The following is a 20,280-nucleotide window of genomic DNA, read 5'->3' on the forward strand; positions in this document are numbered from 1 at the left end:
GACGGTTGCGGCGTCCCCCGAGGCTTCGGCGTCGGCCAGCGTCTGTTGCTCCGCCTCACGCAAACGCTCGAAGTGCCCCTTGAGCAAGCCGGGCACGGCGGCCAGCAGACTCCGCTCACGCTCGCTGAGCGCTCGCTCCATCACGGCGTCCACCACCGCGAGCCGGGCCATGGCGGGCGTTCTGGCGGCCAGCATGGCCCGCAGTCGGGCGCGCAGGGTGCCGATGCCCGTCTCCATCGACTGCTGCATGGAGAGGTAGCGCTGACGAAAAACCGCGTAATCGACTGGCGCATCCGCCGGGGCGCCTTGCGGGAGCGCCTGCGCCGCCGACCCGCGACGCCTCGCGACGGCAAACACGCTATCGCCGACGATGGCATCCGCCAACGACGCGCGCACGCGGGCGCACTCGCTCTCTTCAGCGTCGCTGAAGGCGCGTGCGCCGACGGCGACGGCGGGCGGAGCGTTGCTCAGCGCCGAGGACAACGCGATCGCGTCGGTCCAGCCGAGCCATTGGCTTAGCTGGTCCGAAAGCGACTGGCTGGATTCGGGAACGTCGACGTCCGTCAGGCGAGCAAGTAAACGAATGAGCGCCGGGCCACTGAAAGCTGTGCGCTGTGGGGCTTGCACCATACCACCAGAGTCAAAAAAGTCAGCAGTTTACACGGCGGCAGGGTGAGGGATGCAGCCCCTTAATGAGTGGGCGGGGTAAGCGAGGGGTTTCAGCGCGGCCAACGGGCCGATTGTGATGCAGTAATTTGGGCCGCCATGAGGGTTTTTACGAGGTTAATTGGGCGGCTTCTACACCGTCTATCGACTGAATGATCACGGCGGTCGGGCGGCGTGATGCACCGCGCCGACGCGGTGTAGTCTCTCCCGAAAGAGGCGGCACGGCACCGCCCACGTCCAGCCGTTTCATCTGCATGTCATAGCTTCGCGACTAGGATGCCCTGTCACTTCTGTCGCACCTTGGTCCGACACGGCACGCGCGGCTCACATAACACCGTGCGTTCGCCGTCCGCGTTGCCGACCTTCCACCCCCCTACAAAAACACCCGACATGACAAACAAGAAAATCGACAAGGATTTGCCGACCGATCAGGGCGCTACCATCGTCTCGCGCCGTGGCTTTCTGAAGTTTGCGGGCGCATCGAGCCTCGCGACGGCCGCGGGCGCGCTCGCGTCGGCGGCGCGGGCCGCGAACGGCACGCCCGACGGTACGCCGGAGCAGATCCACCTGACATGGGGCAACGATCCGACGAGCGAAGTGACCGTGTCGTGGGCATCGCCGGCACCGGCGGTCAATCCGCAAGTGCGGTTAAGCGGCGGGGGCGGGGCGAGAGTAACGGTGCACGGCGTGCAAAGCACCTATACCGATGGCCTCAACGGCGAAGTCGTGTTCACCTATCACGCGCGTCTGCGTGGCCTGAAGGCCGACACGAGCTACGAGTACGAGGTGAGCGCCGACAACGACAGCAACGCGGCCCAGCCCTTCACCGCGAGCTTCCGCACTGCGCCCCGCGGCCGCGCGTCGTTTCGCTGGACGAGCTACGGCGATCTCGCCACGCCCAACACCGGCTGGGTCCTGTCGTCGCCGCAAAGCCGTTTCGCGGTTCAGGCCGTCGAGCGATTTCAGCCGCTGTTCCACCTGCTCAACGGCGATCTCTGCTACGCCAACCTGAACCCGATGCACCAGCCCGACGTGTGGCGCGATTTCGGCAACAACTGCCAGACCTCGGCGTCGAACCGGCCGTGGATGCCCTGTCCGGGCAATCACGAGCTCGAATTCCACAACGGCGAACAGGGCCTCGCCTCGTATCTCTCGCGCTACACGCTGCCGGAGAATCACACGCGCTTCCAGGGACGCTGGTACAGCTTCCGCGTGAGTTCGGTGCTCTTCATCTCGCTCGATGCTGATGACGTGGTCTATCAGGATGCGGCTGCGTTCGTGGCCGGCCCGAATCCTCTCGTGCCGGTGGCGAGTACCGGCAATCCGCCGATTCAACCAGGCACGTCGCTCTATGTGCGTGGCTATAGCGAGGGCGAGCAGACCCGCTGGCTCGAGAAGACATTGCACCGGGCGGCGGAAGACGACGAAGTCGACTGGATCGTCGTGCAGATGCATCAGGACGCGCTGAGTTCATCGAAGACCGGCAACGGTTCCGACAAGGGCATCCGCGAAGCCTGGCTGCCGCTGTTCGACCGCTACGGCGTCGATCTGGTGCTGTGCGGGCATGACCATGATTACGAGCGCAGCTATCCCGTGCGCGGCTGCAATCACAACAAGGGCACCGATATCGCCACAGGACGCGTGGTCGATACATTGCAGCCGCGGCCGGTGATGTCGGCCGTGTCGTCGGGGGCATCGACGTTCGATACGAGTCACGGCACGATTCACCTGATTCTCGGCGGTGGCGGGACGAGTGCGCCGCTCGATGTGTACGGGGTGGATATCGGCACCGGCTTGCCGCAGGCGCGTATTTTTACGCGGCCGAATCGTCCGGTTGCCGGGACGACCGCGAGTACGTTTGTGCGTGCCAGCGCGGATGCCGTTGAAGATGCAGTGTGGTCGGCGCAACGGGATACGGGCACGGGCTACGGTATCGCGGTGTTCGATCATGATCCGGGCCATCCGGGTGGCGAGACCACGATCACGATGAACTACTACCACGCGCCGGGTGCGGATCAAACACCGACGCAGAACTATGAGTTATTCGAAACGATCGAGTTGAAGAAGAAGCGACACGGATAAGTTGCTCTTCGCTGCGGTTCGACGCTCCAGCGACTTACTTTTCGGGGCGTCGAACGGTTTCTTTGCCGGCGACTATCTCGACGCTATTTCGCGCGGCGGGACTTGAAACCCGGCAGTGTCCGGGCGTCGGGGCTCCACGCAAGGTGGACTGCCTGCTCCACTGCTGCCTTGAACTGCGACTCGCTCGTCCAGACCGGCATACGTGTGCGATAAAAGTCCGCCCACTGAAATTCGGCGAAGGGTTCCGGTGTCTTCAGATAGCCGCCCGCGTCGCGCACGAATGCGGCGAGGCTGCGGTACGGATCGTCCGTGAGGGCGGAAACCTCATCGGGGATCGAGGAAATGGCTCGCAGGATGCCGCGTTCATCGTAGGGATGCACCCAGCGCCTTTCAATCACGGTGTCCCAGAACTTCGCGTCCGGCAGCCGCGACAGGTCCGCTACGACCTCGGCGAACGCTTTCGCGATACCGCCATCCCACAGCGCACGCGCGAGATGGTGGTGGTCGATGACATAGTGCCTGTCATGCTTGCCGATGACGGTGGGAATCGGTGCGCTTTTCAGAAAGTCTTTCAAAGACTTTGCATCCATGGCCAGCAGGCGCTTTCGTTTTGCATCGACTTCCAGCATGCCGACCGTTGCCTGCAGCGGCCGCAGTTGTTCAATGCCGACACTCGTTATTCTTGCCATGGCGTGCCCCTCCGTATCCGGAGCATTCTACTGCTCTGCTCAAGCTGGACTCCCTTAAATAGAAACGGTAGGCTGTCAGTGCTGGTGACTCTGTTTGGCTATGCTGGTCTTGAACGACAACGTGGAGCCTGCACATGGACGTGAGCACTGAAACGCTGGTGGAACTGCTGCGGGAAGTAGAAGCCGACGACCCGATCGACTACGCGGACCTTCCATTTGGAGAACAGGAACTCAGGCGGCTCGTCATGAGTTCACTTGTCGAGCGTCACCACCAGGTCGAAGCAGGCAACATGTCGATCTCCGATATCCACGCGCTGTATCTGCTGAGCACCGCTAAGCTCGTTCTTGAGAACACGGTGCTTCACGCGAGGCTGCTTCTGCTTCAGGGGCAGCAGGTCGACGTGCGGTCACTGCTTGCGCCGTTCACCCTCAAAGGCAAACCTTAAAGGCCGGTAGTCGGCACTGTCACCGGCAGCGCATTGCGCATCACCGGATCAGTGCCGCACGCGCATCACTTCTCAAGTTCCGCAAACAGCCAATCCTGGAAGCTATGCAGCTTCGGCAATTCGGCGCGAGACTTCAGCAGGTTCAGCGTATAGCCATGTACTGGAAGTCCTTCCAGGCCGAACGGCGCCACCAGTCGCCCCGTTTCCAGTTCACGCTGCGCCAGAAGCAGGCTTTCGAGGCAGACGCCCAAGCCGTCCACTGCCGCGCTGATCGCCATGAACGATCGATCGAAACGCGGACCGCGTCCAATATCGAGCCGCGTCTTGCGATAAAGACGCATCCAGTCTCGCCATCCGACCAGACACCCCTCGCTATGAATCAGCGCATGGTGCGGTAAATCCGCGACGCTGCGCAGCGGATGCTCTCCAGCCATCAGCGCGGGCGAGCACAACGGCACGATCGTCTCGGGTGGCAATTCGAGCACCATTGTGCCGGCCGGCTGCAACTTTCTCGGACCGTAGCGGATGTCGATATCCACCGCTTCCGAGATCAGATCCACCGCCTCTGACGAGGCATTCAACCGTACGTCGATATCCGGATGCGCCGCACTGAAACGCGCGATGCGCGGCATCAGCCATTGAGTCGCAAAACTGGGCGTGCAATGGATCGTGAGGATGTCGCTCTTGGCGGCGCGCCCGATCTCGCGGGTGGCTGAGTCGATCCGCGCGAACGCCGCGGTGATTTCCTCAGCGTATTGCCGCCCATAGTCCGTCAGGATCACCGTACGGTGCAGCCGATGGAACAGACGAATGCTCAATTGCTCTTCCAGCAGCTTGATCTGATGGCTGACGGCTGAGGGCGTGACAAACAGTTCGTCTGCTGCGAGCGCAAACGACGAGAGCCGCGCGGCGGCCTCGAATGCCTGTATCGACTTGAAGGTGACGCGATTGTGCATGGCAGCATCAAGGTGAATTGAATTCATCCATTGGCCCATCTTAATTCGTTTGAGCGCGTGTGAGCGCGAGATTACGCTTGAGTCACTGGGATCGGCATCACAGCGGCCCCTGCAAAGCGATCCATAAGGAGACAAACAGTGACCACTAGCGAAACCGCGCCGTACGCCCAACTCGCGGAGCACGCCTATCAGATTCGCCGCAACGCGCTGCGCATGGGCGAAGTGCAGGGGCAGGGTTATATCGGCCAGGCGCTCGATATCGCCGATGTCCTCGCCGTCGCCTATTTCCGCGCCATGCGCTATCGCGCCGACGACCCCGAATGGGAAGGCCGCGACCGCTTTTTGCTATCGAACGGTCACTACGCCATCGCGCTGTACGCCGCGCTGATCGAGGCCCGCATCATCGCCGACGAAGAACTGGAAACCTACGGCAGCGACGACAGCCGTCTGCCGATGTCCGGCATGGCGAGCTATACGCCCGGCATGGAGATGTCCGGCGGCTCGCTCGGACAGGGGCTGACGATCGCGGTGGGCCGCTGCCTGGGTCTGAAGCGCAAAGGCTCGAATGCCCGCGTCTACACGCTGTTCTCCGACGGCGAACTCGATGAAGGCGCGATCTGGGAAGGCCTGATGTCGGCCGCTCACTGGAAGCTCGACAACCTGATCGCGATGGTCGACGTCAACAACCAGCAGGCCGACGGCCCGTCGTCGAGCGTCATGGCGTTCGAGCCGCTGGTCGACAAACTCCAGGCGTTCGGCTGGTTCGTGCAACGCGTGGATGGCAACGATCTCGCCGCCGTCGTCGCCGCGTTCGATGCGGCACACGCGCATCCGGAAGCGCAACCGCGAATCATCGTCTGCGATACGCGGATGGGGTGTGGCGTGCCGTTCCTCGAAGCGCGCGAGAAAAATCACTTTATCCGCGTCGATGCGCACGAGTGGCAACTCGCGCTGCAGGCGCTGGAAGCCGGGAGAACCGTATGAGCGCCGCCGTACCGAAACCGCGTCTGAAAACATCGGCGATGATCGCCTCGATTGCAGGTGAAGGGCAGATCACCCGCTCGGCCCCGTTTGGCCACGCACTGGTCGAACTGGCGCGTAACCGCCCCGAAGTGGTCGGCATGACGGCCGATCTCGGCAAGTACACCGACCTGCATCTGTTCGCGAAGGAATACCCGGAGCGCTATTACCAGATGGGCATGGCCGAGCAACTGCTGATGGGCGCCGCGGCCGGCATGGCGCACGAAGGCGCGCAGCCGTTCGTCACCACCTACGCCGTGTTCGCCGCACGCCGTGCTTATGACTTCATCCATCAGGCGATTGCCGAGGACAACCTCGACGTCAAGATCGTCTGCGCGTTGCCCGGCCTCACGACTGGCTACGGCCCGAGCCACCAGGCGGCAGAAGATCTCGCCCTGTTCCGTGCGATGCCGAACCTCACGGTGATCGACCCGTGCGATGCCATCGAAATCGAGCAGATGGTGCCGGCCATCGCCGACCATCGCGGGCCGGTGTATGCGCGACTGTTGCGCGGCAACGTGCCAGTCGTGCTCGACGAATACGACTACCAGTTCGAACTTGGCAAAGCGAAGCTGCTGCGCGACGGCGCCGAGGTGCTGATCATCTCGTCCGGGATCATGACGATGCGCGCGCTGGAAACGGCGAAGGCGCTGGCCGCCGATCGCGTCGACGTAGGTGTGCTGCACGTGCCGACCATCAAGCCGCTCGACACCGCCACGCTGCTGCGCGAAGCGCGCCGTTCCGGCCGCCTTGTCGTGGTGGCGGAGAACCATACGGTGATCGGTGGCCTGGGCGAAGCGGTGGCGGCAGTGCTGCTGACCAATGGCGTCACGCCGCCGTTCCGTCATATCGGCTTGCCCGACGCGTTTCTTGACGCAGGTGCGCTACCGACCTTGCACGACCGCTACGGCATTTCCACCGAGGCGATGTGCGACACGATTAAAGGGTGGTTGCGGTAAAGGTTCATCAAGGCGGGTAGGCGCCGCACATACGCGCACTTACCGATAGCAAACAATTTAGCAAACCATAAGCTTCATATTCAGGAGATCCGCATCATGTCAGAGTCACGTCTACTCGACGGCAAGGTCGCCGTCATTTCCGGCGGCGCGTCGCCGCGCGGCATCGGTATGGCGACCGCCCGCATGTTCGCGGCGCATGGCGCACGCATCGCCATTTTCGACCTCGACGAAAATGCCGCGGTCGAAGCCGCAGCGTCGATCGGACCCGAACATCGTGGCTACGTGTGCAATGTGACTGACCGTGGCGCCTGCCAGGCTGCTGTCGAACGCACCGTCGCCGATTTTGGATCGATCGATATCCTGATCAACAACGCCGGCATTACCCAGGCTGCCAAGCTGCTCGAGATCGACCCGGAAAGTTGGGACCGCATTCTCGACGTCAATCTGCGCGGCGTGTTGTATCTGTCGCAAGCGGTCGTCCCGCAGATGAAGAAGCAGAAGAGCGGTTCGATCGGCTGCATGTCGTCGGTCTCGGCGCAGCGCGGCGGCGGCATTCTCGGCGGCCCGCATTACTCCGCGGCGAAGGCCGGCGTGCTGGGCCTCGCCAAAGCGATGGCGCGCGAACTCGGCAACGACGGCATTCGCGTGAACTGCGTGACGCCGGGTCTGATCCAGACCGACATCAACGCAGGCAAGATCAGCGACGACAAGCGCGGCGAAATTCTCGCGGGCATTCCGCTTAATCGTTTGGGCGTACCTGACGATGTGGCCGGCGCCTTCCTGTTCCTCGCGTCGAACCTGTCGTCGTATATCACCGGCGCGGTGATCGATGTGAACGGTGGCATGCTGATTCACGGCTGACGCCCAACGGCAGGACGGGCCGTTGGGCGGGAGGCCGGCGGCGGCGATGGAGACCACGTAGTAGAGAACAGACGACCGCGGCGAGCAACACGTGCAGCCGCCGCGGTTCAGATTCCAAAACCATAACGACGCGCGATCCAGCATTGGAGGAAGACACCATGACAACCCGTTCGAACGCCCCGCAGGGCATCAGCCGCCGCACCTTTCTGAAGGCCGGTGCGACCTTATCCGCCGCCGCGCCGTTATGGAGCATCTCGCGAAGCGCGATGGCGGCCCCCGAGTTTTCGTACAAGCTCGCAACCGGCCAGGACCCGACACATCCGGTCAACATCCGCGCGCAGGAGGCGATCAATCGCATTCGCGAAGCGACCAAGGGCCGCCTCGATATCAAACTCTTTCCGCAGAATCAGCTCGGCTCCGACACCGATCTGCTCTCGCAGGTGCGCAATGGCGGCGTCGAGTTCTTCAACCAGGCGTCGTCGATTCTGGCCACGCTGACGCCCGCCGCAGGCATCGTCAACACCGGCTTCGCGTTCAAGGACTACGACGCGGTCTGGAAGGCCATGGACGGCGATCTCGGCAACTACATCCGCGCGCAGATCGGCAAGTCGGGCCTCGTGTCGGTGAGCAAGGTGTGGGACAACGGCTTCCGGCAGATTAGCTCGTCCACCAAGGCGTTGCGCGCGCCGGCTGATCTGAAGGGCTTCAAGATTCGCGTGCCGCAAGCGCCGATGCTGACCTCGCTGTTCAAGGCGCTCGACGCCGGCCCCGCGCCGATCAATTTCAACGAGCTGTATTCAGCGTTGCAAACCGGCGTGGTGGAAGGTCAGGAAAACCCGCTGCCGATCATCGCGACGGCCAAGCTCTATGAAGTGCAGAAGTACATCAGCCTCACGTCGCACGTGTGGGACGGTTACTGGATTCTCGGCAATCGCGCTGCTTGGGAGCGTCTGCCTGCGGACATCCGCGCGATCGTCACGCGTGAATTCGAAAGCGCCGCGATGCTGCAACGCGCGGATATCGCCAGGCTCAGCCTCTCGTTGCGCGACGACCTGAAAAAGAAGGGTATTACTTTTATCGATGTTGACCGGGACGCTTTCCGTGGCGCGCTGGCCAAGACGAGCTTCTATCACGACTGGAAAGGCAAGTACGGCGACGAGGCGTGGGGGCTGCTGGAGAAGTCCGTCGGAAAACTGGGGTAATGCGATGATCTCGATCTCCTATTCGCACGAGCGGCAGCATCGGTTCGCCTGTGCGCTCGACTCCGCTCTCGGCCATCTGGTGGAGATTCCCGCTGCGTTGCTGGTGCTTGCGGAAATCGTCGTGCTGCTGGCTGGTGTGACGAGCCGCTATCTGCTGCACGCGCCGCTCGTGTGGTCCGATGAACTCGCATCGATGCTGTTCCTGTGGCTCGCCATGCTTGGCGCCGTGATCGCGTTGCGGCGCGGCGAGCATATGCGGATGACGGCGCTGGTCGGCATGGCGCCGCCAGGTGTGCGCGCCTTTCTCGACGTGGTCGCGATCGCCGCGCCGATCGCGTTCCTCGCGATGGTGATCGGTCCGGCGATCAGCTTCGCGCAGGACGAATCGTTCATCACCACGCCGGCTCTCGAATTGTCGAACTCGTGGCGCGCGGCGGCATTGCCGGTCGGTTCGGCGCTGATGCTGCTGGTGGCAGTGGTACGGCTCGCCCGTATGGGCAACTGGCGCCTGACGCTCGCCGCGATTGCAACGGTCGGTGCGCTGGCGGGCATCTTCATTGCGCTTGGCCCGCTGCTTCACGATCTCGGCAATATCAACCTACTGATCTTCTTTGTCGGCCTGGTCGCGCTCGGTGTGCTAAGCGGCGTGCCGATTGCCTTCTCGTTTGGACTCGCGACCTTCGGCTACCTCGCGCTGACCACGAATACGCCGATGCCGGTGGTGGTCGGCCGGATGGATGAGGGCATGTCGCATCTGATCCTGCTTTCGGTGCCGCTCTTCGTGTTTCTCGGCCAGTTGATCGAGATGACCGGCATGGCCGCGGCGATGATCGCTTTTCTCGCGAGCTTGCTGGGTCACGTGCGCGGCGGGCTGTCGTACGTGCTGGTCGGCGCGATGTATCTGGTGTCGGGCATTTCGGGCTCGAAAGCCGCGGACATGGCGGCGGTTGCGCCCGTGCTGTTTCCCGAGATGAAAGCGCGCGGTGCGAAGCCGGGCGATCTGGTCGCGCTGCTGGCCGCGACGGGCGCGCAGACCGAGACGATTCCGCCGAGCCTCGTGCTGATTACGCTCGGTTCCGTGACTGGCGTGTCGATCTCGGCGCTCTTCACAGGCGGCATGCTGCCGGGCATCGTGTTGGCGATCACCTTGTGCATCGTGGTGCAGTGGCGTTATCGACGCGAAGACATGTCGGGCGTCAAGCGTGCGACGGGCGTGGAGATTCTGCGCAAGTTCGTCATCGCGTTTCCTGCAATCGCCTTGCCGTTCGTGATTCGCGCCGCGGTGGTCGAAGGTATTGCAACGGCGACCGAAGTCTCGACCATCGGCATTGCGTATGCAGTGCTGGCGGGCTTGCTGATCTATCGCCGTTTCGAGTGGGCGCGGCTCAAGCCGATGCTGATCGATACAGCAACGTTGTCGGGCGCGATTCTGCTGATCATCGGCGCGGCGACCAGCATGGCGTGGGCGTTGACGCAGTCGGGCTTCTCAGGGCAGCTCGCGCAGACGCTCGGTGCTCTGCCTGGCGGCGCGGCGATGTTCATGGCTGCATCCATCTGCGTATTCGTGATTCTCGGCAGCGTGCTCGAAGGCATTCCGGCGATCGTGCTGTTCGGCCCACTGATGTTCCCGATCGCGCGGGCGATGCACATCCATGACGTGCACTACGCAATGGTGGTGATCCTGTCGATGGGTGTGGGCCTGTTCGCACCGCCGTTCGGCGTGGGCTATTACTCGGCCTGCGCGGTGAGCCGCATTCATCCCGACGAAGGCATGAAGCCGATTCTTGGTTATATCGCTGCGTTGATGGTTGGGTTGATTATCGTTGCCGCGGTGCCGTGGATTTCGACAGGTTTCCTGCATTGATCCGCTGACGTATGAGGCTGCGCGGTGCCGTCTCAGACGAAGTTCTTCCGCCTGATCCAATCCGTTTTGATTGCCGCCGCCCTGCATGCCGGGGCGGCGTAGAGGAGCCTTTTGTCATGTCCACCACTGAAGCTCAGTCTGCTGCATCGATTGCTTCGCTTACGCCGTCGACTTCGCTGTTGGCCGCAGCGACGCAATCTCGTCAGCAAGCACCCCAGTTGCCGCTGGCCGACGCGATCCGCTTCCTCTCCATCGATTCAATTCTGTGCGCGGGTGAAGGCCATCAGGGCGTGCCGCTCGGCATGGCCGAAATCGCAACCGCGTTGTTCACCCGGCACCTGAAATTCAATCCCGCCGATCCAACCTGGCCCGACCGCGACCGCTTCGTGCTGTCCAACGGCCACGGTTCGCTGTTGCTGTATTCGCTGCTGTATCTGACTGGCTATGCGGCGATCGGGCTTGACCAGCTCAAGACTTTCCGCGAACTGGGTTCGCATTGCGCGGGACATCCCGAGTACGAGCCGGCGCATGGTATCGAGGCGACCACCGGTCCGCTGGGGCAAGGCATTGCCAACGCGTTCGGCATGGCCATCGCCGAAGCGTATCTCGCGGCGAATTTCGGCCGCGAGCTCGTCGATCACTACACGTATGCGTTCGTCGGCGACGGCTGTCTGCAGGAGGGCATCGGTCAGGAAATGATCTCGCTGGCCGGCCATCTGCGGCTCGGCAAACTGATCCTGTGCTGGGATGACAACCAGATCACCGACGACGGCAGCACCTCACTCTCGATCAGCGAGGATGTCTGCGCGCGATTTCGCGTTGCCGGTTGGCAGGTGATCGAAGTCGACGGTCACGATCTCGAAGCGGTCAGCGCGGCGTTGACGATTGCGCGCGCCGACCCGCGGCCCTCGATGATCGCGTGCAAGACGGTCATCGGCCGCGGCATTGCGCGCTTGCAAGGACAGCGCGGCGGCCATAGTGGCAAGTTGTTCCAGGCGGATGCCGACGCGGCGCGCGCACAACTCGGCTGGCCGCACGCACCGTTCGACGTGCCCGCCGATATCCTGAGCGCATGGCGCGAAGCGGGCCGGCGCAGTAGTGACGAATACAACGCGTGGCATGCGCGTCTCGCCGCGTTGCCGGACGCGCAGTGCGCCGAGTTCGAACGGGTCATGGCGGGTGGCTTGCCGGAAGGTTGGTGTGACGTGCTCGACGCTTACCGCAAGCGTGCGGTGGAACGCGACGAGCCGCAGCCTGGCATCACCGTGTCCGGCGAGATCAGCGATCTGTTCGCGCCGCTGCTGCCTGAACGCATGGTGGGTTGCGCCGATCTCGAAGCGCCTACGGGCCACAAACGCCAGTTGCACGCCTTCACCGCCGACGACCACAGCGGCGCGTACGTCCACTGCGGTGTGCGCGAGCATCTGATGGGTGCGATGGCCAACGGCATGGCCGCGCACGGCGGCATCGTCGCGACCAGCGTCACGTATCTGGCGTTCTCCGACTATCAGCGCCCGGCGATGCGCATGGCCGCGCTGATGGGCCTGCCGGTGCACTACGTGTTCAGCCACGACTCGATCGGCGTCGGCAAAAACGGGCCGACGCATCAGCCCGTGGAGATACTCGCCTCGTTACGCGCCATGCCGAATATGCGCGTGCTGCGTCCCGCGGATGCGGTGGAGGCCGCCGAGTGCTGGGCCCTCGCGCTCGAACATCGGCGCGGGCCGAGTACGTTGATTTTTGCAAGGCAGGCGTTGCCGCTGGTGCGCCGCGAATATAGCGCCGAGTCGTTGTCGCGTCGCGGCGCCTATGTGCTGGCCGAAGCGGACGGCGGCGCGCGTGTCGTGACGTTGCTGGCCACCGGCTCCGAGGTCGCGTTGGCGTTGCAGGCACGCCTTCGGTTACAGGAAGAGGGCATTGCGACCGCGGTGGTGTCGATGCCGTGTTGGGAAATCTTCGATGAACAGGACGCTGACTATCGCGCCGCGGTTTTGGGTCCGAACACGGTGCGCGTCGGTATCGAGGCGGCACTGCGTTTCGGCTGGGATCGCTATCTGGGCGAGCGTGGCGGTTTTGTCGGGATGACGGGCTTCGGTGCCTCGGCTTCCGCGGAGACGTTGTACGAGCACTTCGGTATCACCGCGCAGCATGTCGTGGCCGAAGCAAAGCGGCATCTGTAAATCAACAAGGACATGAGCATGCATAAGATCGCCTTTCTCGACCGCGCCACGCTTGCGCCGCAAATCGTGTTGCGCGAGCCGCGCTTCGATCATCAGTTGATCGAGTATGAAAACACGTCTCCTGAGCAGGTGTTGCAGCGGCTCGCCGGTGTGTCGATCGCGATCATCAACAAGGTGGCGCTAACGCAGGACGTGCTCGCTCAATTGCCCGATCTGAAACTTGTCGCCATCGCCGCTACGGGCACCGATTGCGTCGACAAAGCGGCTTGCCAGCGGCTCGGCATCGCCGTGTGCAATATTCGCGGCTATGCGATTAACACGGTGCCCGAGCACACGTTCGCACTGATACTCGCGCTGCGGCGCAATCTGATCGCGTATCGCGATGACGTGCTCGCCGGCGAGTGGCAGAAGTCCGGACAATTCTGTTTCTTTACGCACGCGATTCACGATCTGGCCGGCGCGCGTCTTGGCATCATCGGTGAAGGCGTGCTCGGCCAGCGTGTCGCGGAAATCGCCAAAGCCTTCGGCGTGCAACCGATGTTCGCCGCGCACAAAGGGCGTGACGGTCTGGGTCCGCTTTACACGCCGTGGGACGAGGTGCTCGCGACCAGCGACATCATCACCGTGCACAGTCCGCTCACACCGAACACACGGAATATGCTGGCCATGCCCGAGTTCCGCGCGATGAAAAGAAAGCCCTTGATCATCAACACGGCGCGCGGCGGCCTGGTCGATGAAGGTGCATTGGTGCAGGCGCTCGACGAAGGTTTGATCAGCGGTGCAGGTTTCGATGTGACCGCATGCGAACCGCCTCCTGAGGACAATCCGCTGATGCGTGCGGCCGGTCGCCCGAACGTTATTCTGACGCCGCATGTTGCATGGGCGTCGGACGAGGCGCAACAGCGTCTTGCCGATCAATTAATGGACAACATTGAAAACTTCGTCAACGGTGTGCCGACCAATCTGGTGCAAGGGGCATATTGATTGCCAGCGCACGCGGCGTCACGCTGCGTGCGGATCGTCGGACAAATCGCATGCGCCTCGATCGCGAACAGAACTAGTTCGTTGCCGACAAAAATCTGACCGCACCGGACGAGAAAATCGCCTCTCGCCAACCGAACGGTCCATCAAATCGAGCTGAAGTCCCCCGTGGCCGCGGGCGCAGAGAATGCCCGCGCGTTTCTGACGATCTTGCCCCGATCTCGCGACTGTTCAGCACAGGTTATTTTTTCGCATTAGCATACGAGCGATGTCCCGTGCCGTTCGGTGGAGTGAATCACCGGACCATTGCCACCGGACAATCAACGTGTGCGGGTCGCGCAAATCATCCCCACATCAACCCATCGCAGGCTCACGCTGCGAACTTGCCGTTTGACGTGCTCTTCGAGCAGACGGTCGTCATCAATCCAATCGTATCGATTGAACGGATCGTTGGTTAATATGAGGAATGTTCGTACATCATTGATAGTCGGAGTGCTTCTCCTCGAGTTGGTGTTCGGCGCTTTTTTACTGCTACAAAAAAGCCATCGCTCGGAGGTTGACACCGACGTGACGGCGGGAACTGTGATCGGTGCGGCGCCTCTCTCCGGCAACACGGTGACTGACCCCAAGCAGTCTACGAGCGGGACCGTGGTGACCGTATCCGGCTCGCCAGTGGACGATGCCGTGCCATTGCCGCGAGCGAACACGCGACCACGCGAATCGGTTGCCGTTCGTGCTTATGCCGAGTCGAAGACCGCCCCCGTGTTGCGAACCGAAGGCCGGCGTGACAGTCTGCATCGTCATGGCTCGAATCCGGTCGCGGCCGCGATCACGGATGAGCTGGTCAAACAGTCCGCGAAACTCGATCCGGCTTTGCCGCCGCCGGCCCAAGCCCAAGCCCAAGCCCAAGCCCAAGCCCAAGCCCAAGCCCAAGCCCAAGCCCAAGCCAGTCATGACGACTCGTATCGTCGTGGCTCGAACCCGGTTGCGGCCGCAATGACTGACCAACTGGTGAGAGAGTCCGCGAAACTCGATCCGTCACTGCCGCCGCCGAATCAGTCCGACATGAAGTAAGCGCGCGATGCGACGCCTGGCCGGCTACCGGTAGAACACGTAGTCCGCGAGATAGGGCGAGCTTCCGGTTTCATGTTCCGTTGAACACGGTGCCGTCGGCGCTAACCCGCCGACGGTATGCAAGCGCTGCACATACCGCACCGCTGACAGCGTGCCGCTACCGGCCGTGCTATGTGTTTCGAGGAGTAGCTGGGGAATGCTCGTCCGTGTTTCGCTGGGCTGCTGTGCCAGCACGTGGCCGACGATCCGGCTGCCATCTTCCGTTTCCCAGGAAGGACCCGCACCGTGCCGGACCGTAGCGTGGCCGCTCGCATCGTACAGCGTTGCCAGTGGGCTCTTGAACACCCATCCCAGTCGATGCTGCGCGTCGAATTCACACGAATAGTTCTGTACGCCGGACGCAGCGAGTGTCATCACGCGCTCAGCTTGAGGTGGGTCGATGGATGCACTCGGGGGACTTGCGGGCGGCATTGCGCATGCGGCGAGCATGGATACGGCGATGGTTGCGAAGCTTGCTTGCGAAACTTTCCTGAGCATGGATATCACCTCGAATGAAACGCGGCGCATGGCGGTTGCGGCCGCTAATGACGGCCGGTGAACCGGATAGTCGGGATAGTATGCGCGATCTTGTATGCGCCCGCGCGACGTCGGTGCGAGTCCATAAGCTCATGCTGCGCCCGTCGTAGCCTGGTCCGCGACGCGGGAAATTCGGTTCCGGACTACGGCAATCGCCTGCTTGAGTGCATAAACGTCCTGGAAATAGCGCTGCGGCATCCGGATCTGGTTGGCATGTGCATCGATATGCTCGATCTCGTTCCGCCATTGCGCAATCTGGTCCGGCGTTGGCTGGCTGGTTTTCCATATTTCGTCTTCGAGCGCCTTGATCTCGCGATACCAGACAACCAGGCGTTTTTTTATGCGAGCCTCCGCCATGCGCGGCAACGCCTGCAGCAGACCGAGCAATAAAGCCATGAAGGGAAGCAGGATCAGCAGACGTCGTTCGATAAAGCTGGCCAGCCAGAATGGCAGGTAGCGCTGCAGGAAGGGGCGCCCCGTTTTGAAGTAACGCTCGCTTTCTTCGGAAACAGGAAAATCCTCGGTATTCAGATTGGGAAACACGCCAAGCGGCGTGAAGTAATCTTCGCCGCCGTGGACGGTTTTAGCCGCGTCCAGCAACAGGTAGACCAGCGCAGGGTGCAGCGTGTCTTTGGAGACGAGCAAGGCGGTGGCGGCGAGCAGCGTGACGTCGGCTTGCGGCAGATCGTTGACGACGCTGGTCGCGGCGCGCGGAAAAATAACCTTGGATAGCGACGGGAATTTCTGCACGAGCGCATCGGCCTGCACAAAACTCATCAGCTTGAGATCGCTGTTCAGCAGCGTGGTCTGCATGGGGGCATCGGGTCTGCCGATAAAGAAAGCCGCATCCAGTTGACCGTTTTCGAGAGCCTGGTAGGCTTTGACGGCGTCCATTTGGAGCAGCGTCGTATTGTCCCGTGTGATGCCGCTGTACCCGAGCAATACCTGGGAGACGTTCAGCAGGCCACTGCCGGGAACACCGATTGAAACTCTCTTGCCACGCAGTTCTGCCAGCCGGTTGATGGTGGACTCGCCACGGTAGAACACCCAGATCGGTTCATAGGAGACGGCGGCGATCGTCTGCAGATGGTCGGTTTCTTTCGGGCTGGTGGTGCCGGACTGGATGAAGCCCACCTCGTATGCGCTGTCGGGGTCTTTCAGCCGCTGATAGTTTTCACTCGACCCCGACGAACTGCGGATATCGAGCTTGATACCGTCACGCTTCAGGAGAGGTGCATAGCGATCTGCAAAGCCGCGATAGATCCCGTTGTCTGCGCCGGTTGTGATGACGATGGTGTGCCGGAAGGCGGGCTCGAGTATGACCCGAAGTCCCCAACCAAGCGTGGCGATCAGCACGATCACGCCGGCGATGAGAAGCCGCCGGCGACCCGGTGTCATGGGGCGTTTTTCATTGCGATGAAGCGCTGGGTTGTGCCTGGGCATTGTTCGCCTCTCTCGCGCTGGTGGTGTCTGACAGCCAGCATGGATAATGCAGCGCCGTGGACGCCTTGTCCATATCCGCACTCGAGCTTGCGATCGCCGCGACGCGTGAAGATTCAGTGCGTCGAGGACGGTTGCGCGCCGTCCGGCACAAATACATAACCATGACTGCGGACGGTCTGGATGAACCTCGGCGCGGAGGGGTCTGCTTCGAGAATCCTGCGCAACCGCCACACCTGGACATCGACCCCGCGGCCGGTATGATCGTCTTTCGGCCCATGCAGCAATTCAAGCAGGCGCGCACGGGTAAGCGTGCGCATGGGGTGACTGACGAAGACCTTAAGCAGCGCGAATTCTCCCGCCGATAGCGTGAGCCGGTTGGTCTCCGTGTTGAGCGTGCGCAACTGAAGGTCCAGCGTGAATGGGCCGAATCCAACGACTTCGTGTTTTTCCCGCGTGGCGGCCGACGCAGACAGGGTTCGTCGTCGCAATACGGCCCGCATGCGGGCAAGGAGTTCGCGAGGATTGAAGGGTTTGCCGATGCAGTCGTCCGCGCCCATTTCGAGCCCCACGATCCGGTCCATGTCGTCGGGTCCCGAGGCCAGAATCACGGGGACGGTGTTGCCCGCGGCGCGTAGCGTGCTCAGCGCTGCGAGGCCATTCACACCGTGCATGATCTGGTCGAGGACAATCAGATCGGGTGGGTTCCGTTCGATGTGTTCCCCGAGCGACTTCACCTCGTGCAATACGGAAACCGCCATACCCTCTCGTCCGAGAAAGTCGGCAAGCGACCCAAGTAGTTCGACATCGTCGTCAACGACCAGTATTTGAGTTGTCATAGTAGGGAAATCGAACGCATAGGCCGGCAAACAGGGGTGCAATAACGTTGGCCGCCACGTCACGACTGCTGGTTTGCCGCGCCAGCTTTCAGTGCCGTCAGGCTGCTCGTGACCCGCGAACGTTGTGCTCCAGCTTCTTTAACGGAGCAACCTGCGGGAATCCGTCGCCGAATGCGGGCTTTTTTTAAAGGTCGTGGCGCCGATCGAGGGCGGCAGGCCAGTGCCTTCGCAGGCCAGGTGGCGTAGCATGGCAAACTCTTCGCGCCTATCGCCTATCGCCTATCGCCTATCGCCCATGCCCAATGCATCCCACACGCCCGTTATTGGACCGACCATGCCTTCTCCTCTTTCGCCTGCTGCCGTGGACGCGTTGCGCGCCCGCACACCCGGTGCTCAAAGCACCACGCATTTCAATCACGCGGGGGCCTCGCTGCCGTCGTCCGCCACGTTGGAGGCGATACGCGCTCACCTTTGGCTCGAAGCCACGACGGGGCCGATGGAAGCCGGCGTAGCCGGACGTGAGCAGACCGAGCGCGCTCGCTTGCTGGCTGCGCGACTGCTGAACGCCCGTCCGGCGGAGATCGCCCTGACCACCGGCAATTCGGCAGGGTGGGGCCCCGCATTCGCCGCGCTAGGACCAGGGCGACCCGGCGAGCGGATTCTGGTCGGGCGTCACGAGTGGGGCGGGAATCTGGCCGCCATGCGCCTGTCGGCGCAACGCGCGGGGGCGACGATCGAAGTCATTCCGTCCGATTCCAGCGGCGCCGTTGATCCGCAGGCGCTGGAGGCTATGCTCGATGACCGTGTGCGCCTGATTGCGCTGACCTGGTTGCCGGCGAACGGCGGGCTGATCAATCCGGCTGCGGCGATCGGCCAGGTCGCACGCCGCCACGGCATCCCCTACTTCGTCGATGCTGCCCAGGCGGTTGGACAACTTCCCGTCGACGTCGCCGAGGTGGGTTGCGATGTCCTGACCGGTCCGTGCCGCAAGGCGCTGCGTGGTCCGAGAGGCACAGGCCTGTTGTATGTGCGGGAGGACTTTCTGTCCCGCTTGACGCCGGCCTTCGTCGACATGCGATCCGCGCCGCTGGGTGCTGACGGCGAACCTGTCTTACGGGACGACGCGGTGCGTTTCGAGTCGGCGGAAGCATCGCTGGCGCTGCATTGCGGCCTGGCTAACGCGTTGGAAGAGGCGTTGGAGATCGGCGTTGAAAATATTCGCGCGCGGATCGACAGCATTGCACGAGCGTTGCGCGGGCAACTCGCGGAGATCCCCGGTGTGACCGTGCTGGACCAGGGCCGGGAGCAATCCGGGCTCGTTGCGTTCAACATAGCGGGTCTGGAGGCTGCGTCGGTGCAGCGCAGTCTGGCGGATCAGGGTGTCGCGATCGGCAGTAACGGTGTCCCGTACACGCCTCTTGATATGGAATCCAGAGGACTTAAGCAGATCGCGCGAGCGTCGGTCAGCTATCTGACTACCGAGCCGGAAATTGGCAGGCTGCTGGATGGGATACGAAAGTTGGCAATCCAGTGACCCTCTGCGCGTTTGGTTTGGTTAGATCTGAAGCGATACCAATTCTCATTCGTACGGTCGACCGGACCATGCACTATGCTGCGCTAACGGGTGCGGCATATGAGCCGCGTGATGCTATGCACCAAACAGCATCACGCGAAGTGCGTTGCCTGAGAGGCGTGGTGTAGCGAATAGAGGAGGCTGTATGCAAGGAGATGCCAAGGTACTCGAATACTTGAACGCGCAATTGAAGAACGAGCTGAGCGCGATCAACCAGTACTTTCTGCACGCCAGAATGTATGGTCATTGGGGCCTGAAAAGTCTCGCCAAACACGAGTACGACGAATCGATCGGCGAGATGAAGCATGCCGATCTGCTGATCGAGCGCATCTTCGTGCTGGACGGCTTACCGAATTTGCAGGACCTGCACAAATTGCTTATCGGCGAGGAAACGCAGGAAATCCTTGAGTGCGACCTCAAGCTCGAGCGGATGTCGCAGGCAACGTGCAAGGAAGCTATTGCCTACTGCGAGACGGTTAGCGATTACGTCTCACGCGCGATCCTTACCCATATTCTCGACGATACCGAGGAACATATCGACTGGCTCGAGACCAACCTGGCGTTGATCGACAAGGTGGGGATTCAGAACTATCAGCAATCGGCAATGGAGTCACCGGAATGAGTCCGTCGAGACCCCGGGCGGCGAAGTGAACCGGCCATCAGCGATGTGCCGTCACGCACTCCGGCCGCCCATCAACGCATCGAACTCTCCTCCAGATACGCTTAGCGTTTAGCCGGCTTTTTCTTAGAGCGTGTTAGGCACTTCGTGTCAGACCTGGTATCCTAGCGGCATGAGAAAAGCAGACCGCAAAGGGTATCCGAGTGATGTGTCGGACGAAGAATGGAGCTTCGCGGCACCGTATCTGACACTG

The 20,280-nt window shown here is 62.1% G+C and carries 19 protein-coding genes and 1 pseudogene; 14 read left to right on the plus strand and 6 right to left on the minus strand.

From position 1 onward, the window contains the following. The coding region (locus FSO04_RS40315; protein WP_154567000.1) for a DUF3348 domain-containing protein at positions 1-630 on the minus strand (630 nt) is incomplete at its 3' end. Positions 631-1,056: 426 nt separating this feature from the next. Here FSO04_RS40315 and FSO04_RS40320 point away from each other — a divergent pair. Next, complete coding sequence (locus FSO04_RS40320) at positions 1,057-2,748, plus strand: purple acid phosphatase family protein (protein WP_154567001.1); 1,692 nt, start codon at positions 1,057-1,059, stop codon at positions 2,746-2,748. A gap of 83 nt (positions 2,749-2,831) precedes the next feature. On the opposite strand, the gene FSO04_RS40325 is transcribed toward FSO04_RS40320, so the two are convergent. Continuing rightward, positions 2,832-3,437, minus strand: coding sequence for a ParB-like protein (locus FSO04_RS40325; RefSeq protein WP_154567002.1), 606 nt, complete (start codon positions 3,435-3,437; stop codon positions 2,832-2,834). A 134-nt stretch (positions 3,438-3,571) separates the two neighbouring features. Here FSO04_RS40325 and FSO04_RS40330 point away from each other — a divergent pair, with 134 nt between their 5' ends. Further along, the gene (locus FSO04_RS40330) at positions 3,572-3,883 is read left to right on the plus strand and encodes a hypothetical protein (RefSeq protein ID WP_154567003.1); all 312 of its coding nucleotides are present in this window, start codon (positions 3,572-3,574) and stop codon (positions 3,881-3,883) included. A gap of 65 nt (positions 3,884-3,948) precedes the next feature. On the opposite strand, the gene gcvA is transcribed toward FSO04_RS40330, so the two are convergent. Further along, positions 3,949-4,839, minus strand: a complete 891-nt coding sequence (gcvA, locus tag FSO04_RS40335) for a transcriptional regulator GcvA (RefSeq protein WP_154567014.1) — start codon at positions 4,837-4,839, stop codon at positions 3,949-3,951. Between the two features lie 138 nt (positions 4,840-4,977). Here gcvA and FSO04_RS40340 point away from each other — a divergent pair, with 138 nt between their 5' ends. The 8 genes from FSO04_RS40340 (at position 4,978) to FSO04_RS40375 (ending at position 14,980) form a co-directional block, all read left to right on the plus strand. After that, on the plus strand, positions 4,978-5,823 hold the full coding sequence (locus FSO04_RS40340) for a transketolase (protein WP_168435995.1): 846 nt from the start codon (positions 4,978-4,980) through the stop codon (positions 5,821-5,823). After that, on the plus strand, positions 5,820-6,818 hold the full coding sequence (locus FSO04_RS40345) for a transketolase family protein (protein WP_154567004.1): 999 nt from the start codon (positions 5,820-5,822) through the stop codon (positions 6,816-6,818). Before FSO04_RS40340 ends, FSO04_RS40345 begins: the two co-directional genes overlap by 4 nt. 96 nt (positions 6,819-6,914) lie before the next feature. Beyond that, entirely contained in the window at positions 6,915-7,679 is a 765-nt protein-coding gene (locus tag FSO04_RS40350; protein ID WP_054033623.1) for an SDR family NAD(P)-dependent oxidoreductase, read from the plus strand. A gap of 158 nt (positions 7,680-7,837) precedes the next feature. Beyond that, on the plus strand, positions 7,838-8,881 hold the full coding sequence (locus FSO04_RS40355) for a TRAP transporter substrate-binding protein (protein ID WP_154567005.1): 1,044 nt from the start codon (positions 7,838-7,840) through the stop codon (positions 8,879-8,881). Between the two features lie 4 nt (positions 8,882-8,885). After that, on the plus strand, positions 8,886-10,745 hold the full coding sequence (locus tag FSO04_RS40360) for a TRAP transporter large permease (RefSeq protein WP_154567006.1): 1,860 nt from the start codon (positions 8,886-8,888) through the stop codon (positions 10,743-10,745). A gap of 116 nt (positions 10,746-10,861) precedes the next feature. After that, positions 10,862-12,925 carry a transketolase gene (tkt, locus tag FSO04_RS40365; RefSeq protein ID WP_154567007.1) on the plus strand — a complete coding sequence of 688 codons (2,064 nt, stop codon included), beginning with the start codon at positions 10,862-10,864 and terminating at the stop codon, positions 12,923-12,925. An 18-nt stretch (positions 12,926-12,943) separates the two neighbouring features. Then, complete coding sequence (locus tag FSO04_RS40370) at positions 12,944-13,909, plus strand: D-2-hydroxyacid dehydrogenase (protein ID WP_154567008.1); 966 nt, start codon at positions 12,944-12,946, stop codon at positions 13,907-13,909. A gap of 564 nt (positions 13,910-14,473) precedes the next feature. Continuing rightward, on the plus strand, positions 14,474-14,980 hold the full coding sequence (locus tag FSO04_RS40375; protein WP_154567009.1) for a hypothetical protein: 507 nt from the start codon (positions 14,474-14,476) through the stop codon (positions 14,978-14,980). 24 nt (positions 14,981-15,004) lie between these two features. On the opposite strand, the gene FSO04_RS40380 is transcribed toward FSO04_RS40375, so the two are convergent. Then, the gene (locus FSO04_RS40380; RefSeq protein WP_233465187.1) at positions 15,005-15,469 is read right to left on the minus strand and encodes a DUF3455 domain-containing protein; all 465 of its coding nucleotides are present in this window, start codon (positions 15,467-15,469) and stop codon (positions 15,005-15,007) included. Between FSO04_RS40380 and FSO04_RS47985 the strand changes: the two genes are divergently transcribed. After that, the gene (locus FSO04_RS47985) at positions 15,420-15,578 is read left to right on the plus strand and encodes a hypothetical protein (RefSeq protein WP_233465188.1); all 159 of its coding nucleotides are present in this window, start codon (positions 15,420-15,422) and stop codon (positions 15,576-15,578) included. The genes FSO04_RS40380 and FSO04_RS47985 overlap by 50 nt on opposite strands. A 68-nt stretch (positions 15,579-15,646) precedes the next feature. Here the strand turns inward: FSO04_RS47985 and FSO04_RS40385 are convergent, their stop codons facing one another. Next, positions 15,647-16,954, minus strand: a complete 1,308-nt coding sequence (locus FSO04_RS40385) for a TAXI family TRAP transporter solute-binding subunit (protein WP_171929157.1) — start codon at positions 16,952-16,954, stop codon at positions 15,647-15,649. A gap of 158 nt (positions 16,955-17,112) precedes the next feature. Further along, the gene (locus FSO04_RS40390; protein WP_154567011.1) at positions 17,113-17,835 is read right to left on the minus strand and encodes a response regulator; all 723 of its coding nucleotides are present in this window, start codon (positions 17,833-17,835) and stop codon (positions 17,113-17,115) included. A gap of 334 nt (positions 17,836-18,169) precedes the next feature. On the opposite strand from FSO04_RS40390, the gene FSO04_RS40395 reads away from it, so the two are divergent. From FSO04_RS40395 to FSO04_RS47990, 3 genes and pseudogenes are all read left to right on the plus strand, one after another. Continuing rightward, on the plus strand, positions 18,170-19,369 hold the full coding sequence (locus FSO04_RS40395) for an aminotransferase class V-fold PLP-dependent enzyme (protein ID WP_154567012.1): 1,200 nt from the start codon (positions 18,170-18,172) through the stop codon (positions 19,367-19,369). A gap of 184 nt (positions 19,370-19,553) precedes the next feature. Beyond that, positions 19,554-20,030 carry a bacterioferritin gene (gene bfr / locus FSO04_RS40400; RefSeq protein WP_154567013.1) on the plus strand — a complete coding sequence of 159 codons (477 nt, stop codon included), beginning with the start codon at positions 19,554-19,556 and terminating at the stop codon, positions 20,028-20,030. 169 nt (positions 20,031-20,199) lie between these two features. After that, positions 20,200-20,280, plus strand: a pseudogene (locus FSO04_RS47990) (IS5/IS1182 family transposase); the annotation flags it as partial.

The sequence above is a fragment of the Paraburkholderia madseniana genome, assembly GCF_009690905.1.
Lineage (GTDB): Bacteria > Pseudomonadota > Gammaproteobacteria > Burkholderiales > Burkholderiaceae > Paraburkholderia > Paraburkholderia madseniana.

Excerpts from the sequence above, each read along its gene's own strand:
- FSO04_RS47985 (WP_233465188.1), top strand. The coding sequence starts at position 15,420 with ATGGATGCACTCGGGGGACTTGCGGGCGGCATTGCGCATGCGGCGAGC.
- FSO04_RS40345 (WP_154567004.1), top strand. The coding sequence starts at position 5,820 with ATGAGCGCCGCCGTACCGAAACCGCGTCTGAAAACATCGGCGATGATC.
- gcvA (WP_154567014.1), bottom strand. The coding sequence starts at position 4,839 with ATGCACAATCGCGTCACCTTCAAGTCGATACAGGCATTCGAGGCCGCC.
- FSO04_RS40330 (WP_154567003.1), top strand. The coding sequence starts at position 3,572 with ATGGACGTGAGCACTGAAACGCTGGTGGAACTGCTGCGGGAAGTAGAA.
- FSO04_RS40390 (WP_154567011.1), bottom strand. The coding sequence starts at position 17,835 with ATGACAACTCAAATACTGGTCGTTGACGACGATGTCGAACTACTTGGG.
- FSO04_RS40360 (WP_154567006.1), top strand. The coding sequence starts at position 8,886 with ATGATCTCGATCTCCTATTCGCACGAGCGGCAGCATCGGTTCGCCTGT.
- FSO04_RS40320 (WP_154567001.1), top strand. The coding sequence starts at position 1,057 with ATGACAAACAAGAAAATCGACAAGGATTTGCCGACCGATCAGGGCGCT.
- FSO04_RS40385 (WP_171929157.1), bottom strand. The coding sequence starts at position 16,954 with ATGACACCGGGTCGCCGGCGGCTTCTCATCGCCGGCGTGATCGTGCTG.
- FSO04_RS40395 (WP_154567012.1), top strand. The coding sequence starts at position 18,170 with ATGCCTTCTCCTCTTTCGCCTGCTGCCGTGGACGCGTTGCGCGCCCGC.
- tkt (WP_154567007.1), top strand. The coding sequence starts at position 10,862 with ATGTCCACCACTGAAGCTCAGTCTGCTGCATCGATTGCTTCGCTTACG.
- FSO04_RS40325 (WP_154567002.1), bottom strand. The coding sequence starts at position 3,437 with ATGGCAAGAATAACGAGTGTCGGCATTGAACAACTGCGGCCGCTGCAG.
- FSO04_RS40355 (WP_154567005.1), top strand. The coding sequence starts at position 7,838 with ATGACAACCCGTTCGAACGCCCCGCAGGGCATCAGCCGCCGCACCTTT.
- FSO04_RS40380 (WP_233465187.1), bottom strand. The coding sequence starts at position 15,469 with ATGCTCGCCGCATGCGCAATGCCGCCCGCAAGTCCCCCGAGTGCATCC.
- bfr (WP_154567013.1), top strand. The coding sequence starts at position 19,554 with ATGCAAGGAGATGCCAAGGTACTCGAATACTTGAACGCGCAATTGAAG.
- FSO04_RS40350 (WP_054033623.1), top strand. The coding sequence starts at position 6,915 with ATGTCAGAGTCACGTCTACTCGACGGCAAGGTCGCCGTCATTTCCGGC.
- FSO04_RS40370 (WP_154567008.1), top strand. The coding sequence starts at position 12,944 with ATGCATAAGATCGCCTTTCTCGACCGCGCCACGCTTGCGCCGCAAATC.